Annotated in this window: 8 protein-coding genes; 6 read left to right on the top strand and 2 right to left on the bottom strand. The window is 58.7% G+C overall.

The window, feature by feature from the left end; all coding sequences use genetic code 11:
* The first annotated feature begins 38 nt into the window (after window positions 1–38).
* The gene (locus RHM69_RS21870; RefSeq protein ID WP_014716366.1) at window positions 39–377 is read left to right on the top strand and encodes a hypothetical protein; all 339 of its coding nucleotides are present in this window, start codon (window positions 39–41) and stop codon (window positions 375–377) included.
* A 124-nt stretch (window positions 378–501) separates the two neighbouring features.
* Here the strand turns inward: RHM69_RS21870 and lapD are convergent, their stop codons facing one another.
* The gene (gene lapD, locus RHM69_RS21865; RefSeq protein WP_122301537.1) at window positions 502–2,448 is read right to left on the bottom strand and encodes a cyclic di-GMP receptor LapD; all 1,947 of its coding nucleotides are present in this window, start codon (window positions 2,446–2,448) and stop codon (window positions 502–504) included.
* 14 nt (window positions 2,449–2,462) lie between these two features.
* Window positions 2,463–3,086: a cysteine protease LapG gene (lapG, locus tag RHM69_RS21860; RefSeq protein ID WP_019819857.1), complete on the bottom strand. Its 624-nt coding sequence runs from the start codon at window positions 3,084–3,086 to the stop codon at window positions 2,463–2,465.
* A 319-nt stretch (window positions 3,087–3,405) separates the two neighbouring features.
* Here lapG and RHM69_RS21855 point away from each other — a divergent pair, with 319 nt between their 5' ends.
* The 5 genes from RHM69_RS21855 to RHM69_RS21835 all read left to right on the top strand — a co-directional run bounded on the left by RHM69_RS21855 (window position 3,406) and on the right by RHM69_RS21835 (window position 10,639).
* Window positions 3,406–4,116 carry a GntR family transcriptional regulator gene (locus tag RHM69_RS21855; RefSeq protein WP_014716363.1) on the top strand — a complete coding sequence of 237 codons (711 nt, stop codon included), beginning with the start codon at window positions 3,406–3,408 and terminating at the stop codon, window positions 4,114–4,116.
* 192 nt (window positions 4,117–4,308) lie between these two features.
* On the top strand, window positions 4,309–5,271 hold the full coding sequence (locus tag RHM69_RS21850; RefSeq protein WP_004577240.1) for an IS30-like element ISPpu17 family transposase: 963 nt from the start codon (window positions 4,309–4,311) through the stop codon (window positions 5,269–5,271).
* 291 nt (window positions 5,272–5,562) lie between these two features.
* Window positions 5,563–6,321 carry a DUF3050 domain-containing protein gene (locus RHM69_RS21845; RefSeq protein WP_020302192.1) on the top strand — a complete coding sequence of 253 codons (759 nt, stop codon included), beginning with the start codon at window positions 5,563–5,565 and terminating at the stop codon, window positions 6,319–6,321.
* Window positions 6,318–7,265 (top strand): diiron oxygenase, encoded by a 948-nt coding sequence (locus RHM69_RS21840; protein ID WP_200601199.1) that lies wholly within the window; start codon window positions 6,318–6,320, stop codon window positions 7,263–7,265. The genes RHM69_RS21845 and RHM69_RS21840 overlap by 4 nt, the downstream gene beginning before the upstream one ends.
* Window positions 7,262–10,639: an amino acid adenylation domain-containing protein gene (locus RHM69_RS21835; protein WP_200601197.1), complete on the top strand. Its 3,378-nt coding sequence runs from the start codon at window positions 7,262–7,264 to the stop codon at window positions 10,637–10,639. Before RHM69_RS21840 ends, RHM69_RS21835 begins: the two co-directional genes overlap by 4 nt.
* Window positions 10,640–10,698 lie beyond the last annotated feature (59 nt).

The following is a 10,698-nucleotide window of genomic DNA, read 5'->3' as shown; positions in this document are numbered from 1 at the left end:
GCTGTTGAACGCCTGTGGCGCATTTTCGAGGGGTTGTTATGTTTTACGTGCAACGTGATGCACAGGGCGCACTGGTTCGCGTAGAGGCTATCGCCTTTACCGAATCCACTGAAACCCTGCCGGCCGATCACCATGAGATCCAGGCCTGGTACGCCAACGAAGTGGTGGAAACCAGCCTGGCCCAGCTCAAACAGAGCGACTTGGAGATGATCCGGGTGCTGGATGACTTGATCCAGGTGCTGACCCGCAAAGGGGTGATCAGCGTGACCGACCTGCCGCCGGCAGCCCAGGCCAAGTTGATGGACCGTAACCAGGCGCGGGAAGCGTTGGGTGGGTTGAGCCAGTTGATCGATGATGACGAGAAAGGATTGATTTAATCCAACCGCTCCTACCCCTGTAGGAGCGAGCTTGCTCGCGAAAAAACTGAAATCGCCACGGGGTGTCAGGCTTTGCGCGTTATCGTTGGCGATCTTCGCGAGCAAGCTCGCTCCTACAGGTAAATTATTTCCAGGGTGCGGGTTCGCCAAACAGTTGGCCCTGCACACCGAAGATTCCCATCTCCCGAATCACCTTCAGTTCGCCCTCGGTCTCTACACGCTCGGCAATCAGCGGCAGGTCGATGCTATGGGCCGCTCGCTGGATGGCCTCGATAAACAGGCGCTTGTCACTTTCCTGGTCGATGGCGCGAATGTAGCTGCCGTCGATCTTCAGGTACGCCAGGCCCAGGCGCGCCAGGTTACCGATCATGCTGAACCGCCCACCGAAACGTTGCAGGCTGAGGGAGAAACCCAGCTCGCGCAGGCGCTGGGTTATCTGTTCCAGCACGTGCTGCTCAGGCAGTTGCTCTTCACCGATCTCCAGGGTGAGGCGCGGGCCCAGGTTGCTGTGCTGGCGTAGCAGGTCATAGATGCGGTTCAGAGCCTGGGGGTCCTGCAGGGTCGCGGCCGAGAGGTTCAGCGCAAGGTTCTCGGTGTGGCTGCTCATCTGCTTGAGCACCTGCTCCAGCATCAGGCGGTCCAGGCGGGCCGACCAACCGAAGCGCTCAAGCCACGGCAGGAAGCGCCCGGCCGGTATGGTGTGGCCATCCTCGTCCTGCAAGCGCGACAGCACTTTGTAATGCAGGACCAACTGTGGGTCCTGGCTGGCCACCACCGGCTGGAAGTACAACTGGAAGCGCTGCTGGGTCAGGGCCTGGTCCAACAAGGTGTGCCAGGCATGGTGATCGTCACCGACGCTGGCGGCGGCGCTGCGGTCCAGGCATACCCAACTGGTGTCGCCCTGCGCTTGGGCCTGGGCCAGGGCCTGGTCGGCCAGGGTCAGCAGGGCTTGGGGTGCGTCGCCATGGCTGAACGGCGCCAGGCCGATATAGGCAACCGGTGTAACGTCGCTGGCGCCGGTCGCTTGCAGGCTGAGCAAGGTGCTCTCGAGGTTTTGCGCCAGTTGCACCGCCTCTTCACGCATCAACCCCGGTGCCAGCACGGCGAACTCACCGCCACGAATACGGGTGACGAGGTTATGGGTTTCCGGATACGGCGCGCACTGGCGCAGCAGTTGTTGGCCAACCGCTTGCAGCAACTGGTCGGTGCGCTGGCCACCCAGGCGCTGGTTGAGGCCGGCCAGGTCCTTGACCCGCAGCAACAGCAGGTAGCCGGAGTTGGTCTCTTCCGGGTTACTGACGCGGGCGTTGAGCTGCATCTCGAAATAACGGCGGTTGGCGAGGCCGGTGAGGTTGTCCTGATAGGATTCGGTGCGCAGTTTTTCGCTACGCTCGGCCTGTTCCTGGAACAGCGCCTTGAGCTTTTCCACCATCTGGTTCATGGCCTGTACCACGCGCCGCAGCTCTGGCGTGCGGGGCAAGTCAGGCAGGCTGAGGAACTCGCGGCGGGCAATGGCGTGGGACTGTTTGACCATATAGTCCAACGGCTTCAATTGCCGGCGCAGCAACAGCCCACCGAGCACCACGCTGACCGCGCCGCACAGCAGCAACCAGCCCAGGCTACCCAGGGCGCTTTGCCAGAGCTTGGCCAGGGCGAACATCGGATGGCTGACCACTTCTACCCGTGCGGCCTGTTCCCAGCCACGGCTGACCAGCGCATCACCACCGGCCGGCTCCAGGCCGATCAGGTTGACGAACCAGTTGGGCACGCCGTTGTTGTCAGGAATACCGCTGCGCTCGACGATGGTTTTGTCGGTGGCCAGGTCCACGACGCGGATGCTGGCGTAGTAACCGCTGTCGAAGATCGAGCTGACCAGCAGCTCCACCATGGCCGGGTCATCGATATTCGGGGTCAGCGACAGCGCCAACGCCGTTGCGGCATCCTGGGCGTGGGAGCGCAGTTGGTTGACGTATTGGGTGCGCGAGCTTTCCAGGCTGACCATGAAGCTGCCGCTGAAGGCGACCACCAGGAACAGACAGATTGCAATCAATAGCTGTTTGAACAGAGACATCCGATCAGTTACTCCTAGTTGGCAGGCTCGGCTGGGAAGCCTTCCGCACGCATTTTTCTCAACACATCCTGCCAGCGCGACAAGCGTTTGGTATCACCGACTTTCTTGTTGCCCTTGGCACCAGGCAAGTACAGCCCCTCGGCGTTGAATGAGTACACCGGGACTAGATCGGTGCGACGGGTGGCCGGCAGGATCTCATCCATCAGGCTGTCGAGCACCAGTGGGACAGCGTCTGGGGTCGAATAATAGGTCAGGACCATGTGCGCCCGATTCTGCCGCAAGGCCTTGACGTAGGTAATGCGCAATTTGTCGCTGGACACCCCCAGGTGACGCAAACTGAAATACTTTGCGATGGCGTAGTCTTCGCAGTCACCGGCGCCTTTCCAGAGTGCTTCGACGGGTGTCTCCCAATAATCGACAACGTGCCAGAGATCGATGTCTTCCACGTAGGTCATTTGCTTGTTGAAGAACAAATTGACGACCTTGAGCTGGTCCTGCTCGCTGACCTGTTTTTCGCTCGCCAATAGCCGCTGCCAGGCGTCGATACGCTGCTGGCCTTGCCCCAACGGGCCGTAGACGGCGGTGGCCTTGCGGCTGATCTGCGAGAAATCCCAATCGGCACGCAGCCCGCCGAGCATCAGGCCAGCCAGTAAAATTGCTGATAAAAGCCAGCAAAGCAGTCGATAGGGAATAAAACTTACCGCCAAAGTGTTCAGTCCATGAAAGAGACGGAATTTCAAGGAATGGTGAAGCCTGGCCCTACAAAAAACAATGGCACAGTGCAATCATCACAGTAGGCGGTGATTTTATAACCGCCTACTGTGAGAGACACAAAGTATGCTGTGTAAGCCCTTACAAACGGAAACTCTGGCTGTTTGACAAGCGCCTGGCCCATCTTTAGTGTTCTTTGGATCCAATTAGCCAACCTATTATTCAAGAAAGGAGGATAGCGCAACCGTGACGCAGAAGCCGAACCCATTAAGCAGCATCAAAATCAGCGGGCCTATTCCCGCCCATCTTGCGCGCTCCGTTATTGAAGAAACCTTGCGTAATGCCATCCTCGATGGGCGATTGCCCTGTGGCACCGCCATGCGCCAGCAAGAACTGGCCAGCCTGTTCGGCGTCAGCCGCATGCCCGTGCGTGAAGCTTTGCGCCAGCTGGAGGCGCAATCCTTGCTGCATGTGGTGACTCACAAGGGTGCCGTCGTTGCCCCCTTGATCGAGGACAATTCGGCAGAGACCTATGCCTTGCGCATGTTGCTGGAGTCCGAAGCCTTGCGCCTGTCGATTCCGCTGCTCACCGACGCGGACCTTGCTCAAGCCGAGGCTTGTATCAATTCGCTGGAAAGCGAAAAAGACTACACCGAGATTGGTCGCCTCAATCGCCTGTTTCACATGGTGCTATATGGCAAGGCGCCCAACCAGCGACTGCTCACCCTGGTCGAGCACGGGTTGAATGAGGAGGAGCGCTTCCTGCGCTTCAACCTTGAGGCGATGGGGCTGGGCGAGACCTCCCAGGAAGATCACCGCGAACTGCTGAGCCTGGTGGCGCAGAAGAAGGTCGAGGAGAGCATCCTGACGTTGCGTAACCACTTGATGCGAGGCATGGAGGTGATCGCCACCTACCTCAGCAGCCTTGAGAGCGCCGACAAAAAAGCCGTGCAGTAAGTTTTTTTGCTTTTGCCCTTAATTCTCAGGTGATGGAGCAGCTTCCCTATCAGGGTTGTTGCTCCATCAGAAATATTTAAAAAATAACTAAAGAACCCTGAATTCATAGAATAAGCGCAACGCTTGAAACGAGAGGCAGAGAGCCAGCCACCGGTAGAATCCAGGCTCTCACACCGAAGGATTCAAGCGCAGATGACTACGCATTACCGGCAGCTGACTCAGGGACAACGTTACCAGATTGAGGCTGGCTTGAGCGCCGCAGAGAGCCAGGCGAGCATTGCAAAGCGGGTCGGCGTGCATCCCTCGACGATCAGTCGCGAGGTTCGCCGCAACAGCACCCAGAATATCTACAAGGCTGTTTCTGCGGCCCATGAAAGTGATGCTCGTCGAGCGGGTGCGCGCAAGTTTTGCAAGCCGGCGACATGGCTCAGCCATCATCTCCCGGTGTGGCTCAAGCATGGCATGAGTCCGGAGCAGATCGCCCAGCGGTTGAAGCAGGAGCAGCCAAGCCGGGCGGTCAGCCATGAGTGGATTTATCGGTTCATTGCCGCCGAACAGCGCGCCGGTGGTGAGCTTTATACCTATCTGCGACATCGCCGAAAGCGCTACCGGAAACGCTATGGAAGCCACGATCGGCGCGGGCAGCTGCGTAATCGCGTGTCAATCAGTGAACGCCCAGCCGAGGTCGAAAGCCGCGAGCGCCTGGGGGACTGGGAGGGCGATACGGTACATGGACTGGGCGGTAACCTGGTGACCCTGGTTGATCGCAAAAGCGGCTATCTGAGCGCCTATCCGGTCAAGCGCAGAACGCGCCGGCAGGTAACGCGGGCGATCAATCTGATGCTTCAGGGCCATGCCGCTCACACGCTGACGCTGGATAACGGAAGGGAGTTTGCCGGGCATGAACGCATCGCGCTACGGAGCCAGTGCCAGGTCTTTTTTGCAGACCCCTATTCATCCTGGCAACGTGGCACCAATGAAAACACCAACGGTCTGCTCCGCCAGTATTTCCCCAAGGGCAGCGACTTCAGCAAGCTGACCGTCGAAGCCGTCAATCGGACAGTAGCGAGGATCAATCTACGCCCGCGCAAGCGCTTGGGCTGGAAGACGCCGTACGAAGTGCATACAGGGGTGAGCGTTGCACTTATGTGTTGAATTCAGGAACGATTAACGCCGACTTAGTGCACGGAAAAATCCCACCTATAGCCGGGCAATTTACCGCACATATAAACATCGGCAAAGTCCTTTAATACATTTGCATACCGGTTCAAACATTCAATCAGCTTATTATCTTCGCTCAGCAAGCCACGCCTTCCCATACCGCTGCGGCCGCCTATTTAAATGGTAGCGCCGTGCGCGTGAACGCGATCAAGTTACTCTTGCACCCACAACTATAACAGTCCAACACTGCTTTTAAAGCACTCGCAACAACTATAGGCGTCAACCATGCATCACTATTTACTTGAGCAAAAAAAACAAAAACTGTTCGACCACCCGTTATTTATAGAAATAACCACCGTTGGCAAGTTACAACACTTTATGGAACACCATGTATTTGCTGTCTGGGACTTCATGAGCCTGACCAAACGCCTGCAACAGGACCTCACGTGCACACAGTTACCCTGGCTCCCCTGCGCTGCCCCCCGCGATGCCCGCCTGATCAATGAAATCGTGCTGGCTGAAGAGACGGACGAACACCCGACACGGGGCTATTGCAGCCACTTCGAGCTGTACCTTGACGCGATGACGGAAGTGGGCGCCAGCACCGTCGCAATCACTCGCTTCATCGACCTGCAAAGCCAGGGAGTGGAGGTAAGCGCAGCCTTGCAAATGAGCGATGCTCCCCTGGGCGTGGCCCGCTTCGTCGACAGCACCTTACAAATCGCCTTGAGCGCCCCAACCCACTGTGTGGCGGCGGCGTTCCTGCATGGCCGCGAGAGTGTGATTCCGTCAATGTTCAAGGGGCTTTTGCATAGCCATGCGTTTATAGGTCGGCAGGCCCCTACGTTATGTTACTACCTCAACCGCCATATCGAATTGGACGGCGATGACCACGGCCCTGCGGCGCAACAGTTGCTAACGCACCTGATCGACGCCGACCCCAGTCGTCAGCAACAAGCCGATAGCGCCGCCCTGGGCGCCGTGGAAAGTCGTATTACCCTCTGGGACGACGTGCTGGCCTCGATGCAAGAGGTACGTCCGTGAACGCCGTCAGCTACCAATCCTTTGCCGATGACTGGGAACGTCGCGCAACCATCCGCACACGCCCCCGGCGGATGTTGGAAGACGACGACAAACTCATCTTCCCCCTGTGCCGCCAGCCTCTGGTGCTGAGTGCAACCTTTCTCAAGCACTGCCCGCAATGGCGCAACTTCGTGCTGGTGCAAAGCTTCTACAAATTCATCAATGACGTGGTGATTTTCGAAACCGAGATCGTCGACAAAACCGCGCGCAGCATTGCTAAAAATCGCTTCTCCCTGCCCTTCCCGCTCGCCTGCCGTTACGACGCGATGACGGTCGTTGTCGACGAGGATTACCACGCGCTGGTAGCGCTGGATTTCCTTCAGCAAGCCGTGGCAATGACCGGGATTCAACCGCTCGATCTACCCGGGCAAATTGAACTGAGCCGCGCGCTTCCGGCAGCCCAGGCGCAGGTACCGACATATTTGCACGATGCCGTTGAGCTGATCGGCGTCGCCATCGCCGAGAACACCGTCACCCATGACGTCGCAGCGTTTTCCAAAGACGCCAGCGTCAAATCCTCTGTCCGCGGCCTGATGGCCGATCATCTGTTTGATGAAGGGCGGCATGCGCGGTTCTGGACACAGTTGGTGCGCCTCTACTGGCAGTCGGCAAGCCCGCAAGATCGCGACCACATTGCTCAAGCCCTGCCCGTATTCCTGACGCACTACCTGACCAACGAGCTACAAAAAGACTTCGATCTGCAACTGATCGAACACTTGACGATCAGTGCCGACACTCGCGTGGCACTGCGCGACGAAATCCGGGCGCTGGATTTTCCCATCACCCACCAACATCCGCTGGTGGCCAATATCATGGGCTTTCTGCACCACAGCGGCGTACTGCAAACCCCCAGCGTGGCACGAGCCCTGCGCGACTATCTGCCCGTATCGATGAGGTTGGCATGAGGCGCTTGCAGATCGAGTGGCGTGGTACCACTAACGCTCTGGCGGCGCTCAAGCAGGAGCTGGAGCAGTATGGGCATGTGGCAGGAGCGGGGTCTGTGGATCTGGTTATTGAAGACGGGAGTCAGCCGCTGCCGCCCTCGCCCGCCAGTGCGCCATGGTTAAGCTTGCGCGTGGGTATCGGCCCGCTCTGCGAACACGGGCTGCCCTCATTGCAGTTGCGCTGCTATGACCGGGAGCGGCGCCTGCTGACGGTGCACGACGTTGCCCAGGAACCCAGCGGCAATGGGCAGCGGTTGCGTCAGCAGGCAACGAATGCAGTGGTGGAGTGGGCTGCTTTGTTGGTCTGCGGTTTTTCAAGAGACCCCGCCTACTTCTCGGCAACGGCCGCTGCTAACGCCTGGCCTGAACAGGGCCTGCAGGAGTTGGATGCCTTGGCTTTCATGCACCGGTTCAACCACACGGCGGACCCTGCCTTGTTGCAAGCGGCCCGAACGCCCATGATCGAACGGCTGCAGGCCAGCCTCAATACCTTCGCACATCGAACAGTACTGAACATCGCCGGTCATGCGCTGACTTATCGGCAGCTCCAGCAACAAGCCATGGCTATTCAACAACGCCTGCTTCCCTTGCTGGAGGATGCCGAGGCTCCACAAGTGGTCGGCGTATGCCTGGAGAAATCCGCCGAGTTGTACGCCAGCATTCTCGCGGTGCTTGGCTGTGGCGCCGTGTATTTGCCGCTGGTGCCTGACCACCCGGAGCAACGCCAGCACTGCATGCTGACCAGCCTCAAGGCCTGTGTGCTGCTGGAGAATGGCCAGCACCCATTGCGAGAGCGTTTCGTTTCACTTGATGTGAGCCAGGTTGCCGCGCACAGCGCCGACATGACGCAACCGCTGATGCACCGTCATCCCCGTGCCGACGAGCCGTGCGTGGCACTGTTCACCTCGGGTACGACGGGCCAGCCCAAGGGGGTACTGCTGAGCCAATACAACCTGGCGCATTTCACGGCCTGGCTCGTCAGTTGCGTGGCGTTGGATCAACACAGTCGCGTCCTGCAGTTTTCGCCACTGGGCTTCGATTCTTCACTGATCGATATTTTCCCTGCATTGATCGTTGGCGCCGCGTTGATTGTCCCCAGCCCAGACCAACGTCACGACCCTCAGCAACTGGTAGAGCTGATTCGCAAGCAACGCGTCACTCATGGGTTTGTGCCACCGGCACTGCTCAGCATCCTGCCGCTGGATCAGCCATTGGGCATGACTCATTTACTGACCGGAGGTGATTTCTGCGAGCCCTGCGTGATCGAACAACTGGCCGGTCAATGCCAGCTGCATAACCTCTATGGGCCGACCGAGGCCACTGTGTTGGCGGCCCATCGGGTATTCCAACGAGGTGACAGCCATCGCAATATCGGCCTCCCCATCGCTAACAGCCAGGTGCTGATTCTCGACGAGAACCTGCAGCCCGTGGATGAACAGGTAATGGGCGACTTGTACATTGTCGGTCCCGGAGTAAGCCTGGGTTATTCAAATACACCATCGCGGCCCGACAATCCGTTCGTGACGCTGACACTGCCAAATGGCCAAGTGCTACAGGCTTATCGCAGCGGCGACTTGGCAAAATGGACGCAAGAGGGCATCGAGCTGGGCGGCCGCAGGGATGAGCAAGTCAAGATCCGCGGGTTTCGAGTTCAGCCTCAGGATATTGAACAGTGCTTGCGCGATAGTCGCTTGTTTCGCCAAGTGGCAGTGGTGATCGATACGGCACACAGAGTCATCGGCTTTGCCGCCCAGCCGGAATCTGGCGCCACGCTGGCAAGCCTGAAGGAACATGCTCGGCAGTGGCTGCCCGTGCATATGCAGCCCAGCGCTTGGAGCGAACTGGCATGCATGCCCCGTTCGAATAACGGCAAGATCGATCGCAAGGCCTTGTTGGCCATGCCTATACCCATACCCATCGGGAGGGATCGCTGTCGCATACAAGACCCTTTGCAGGCACAACTGGCTGACGTGTGGGGTGAGCTGCTGGGATTACCCGCAGGCGAACTCTCGATTGATGAGAGTTTTTTCAACCTCGGTGGCCACTCCATCCTGTTGTCGACTCTGTTGCTACGCCTGCGCGAGCAGTTTGGCCGCAGCTTCTGCCTGAGCCCCTTTTTTGAGACGCCGACCATTCGCACATTGGCCGCACTCATGGATGGCGGCACGCTGCCGGATAAACCGTCCAACCAGATGGAGCAAGATGCGACGCGCGCACTGAAGGTCGGGGTGCTGCCCGACACCCTTGCGGGAGATTCGCGCAAAGCCATCGTTACTGGCGCAAACAGCTTTGTCGGGGTGCATATCGTCCAGGCACTGCTGGCTGGCGGGGCGCAGGACGTGGCGTGCCTGGTGCGCGAGTCGCCCGGCCATTCGGCAGCGGCAAGGTTCGCCCAGGCATTGCGTGAATACCGCTTGGAACATCTGGACCTGAGCCGAGTACAGGTATACGCCGCCGATATTCGTAAACCTCGCCTGGGCTTGGCCGACGACGTGTACGAGCACCTCGCCCGTCATTACGGCGTGTTGGTGCATAACGCCGCGCAGGTCAATCATGTGATGGATTACGCCTCACTCGCAAAGGACAACGTCGAGCCGGTGCTGGAATGCCTGCGTCTTTGCGAGACCCATTGCAAGAAGGTCCTCAATTTCATCTCGACGCTCTCAGCCTGCAGCAGCGTAGACGTCGACGGGTACGTGCTTGAAGCGCCTGCCCGACGCGCACTGCCGCTCTATGTGAAAAATGGCTACAACCTCTCCAAGTGGGTAGCCGAGCGGCTATTAGGACGGGCAGTTGAGCAAGGGGCCTGGGTCAATATTCATCGGCCGGGAAATATCAGCTTCAACAGCCAGAACGGCGTTTGCCAGCCACAGAAAAACCGCTTGATGTTGATGCTCAAGGGGTCTCTGCAATTAGGGATGGTCCCCCGACTGGACGCCAATTTCGACCTGATGCCGGTGGACTTCCTGGCGCGTTTCATCGCCTTCCACAGCGCTCACTTTGACCCTGGGCGACATGTGTTCAACCTGCACAACCCGCTGCCCTTGAGTTGGGACCAGTACCTCGACGCCTTCAGCGAGGCTGGGCACGTTTTTGACCGAGTCAGCGTTGAACACTGGCAACGGGCGTTGCGCAACGTAAGTCGCGATAACGCACTGTTCGGGGTGCTGGGCTTTTACCTGGACGGACTGGGCGAAGACATCGGTGATACATCGATGATCCGTTACGACAATGCCCGGTGGGGCTTGGAAAAAATGGGGATGTGCTATCCACCCAAGAGCCAGGCGCTGTTACGCAAAGGCTGCGACTACCTGAGCGCTATCAACTTCCTCTGAATAGCACCCTGGACGTGAGGCCAAGCGATCGGAGCGAGAGGCCTCGCTCCGATGCGGTC

This window comes from Pseudomonas sp. CCI1.1, assembly GCF_034348165.1.
GTDB lineage: Bacteria > Pseudomonadota > Gammaproteobacteria > Pseudomonadales > Pseudomonadaceae > Aquipseudomonas > Aquipseudomonas paracarnis.
Note: the sequence above shows the minus strand (reverse complement) of the source record. Positions and strands in the feature narration are given on the sequence as shown.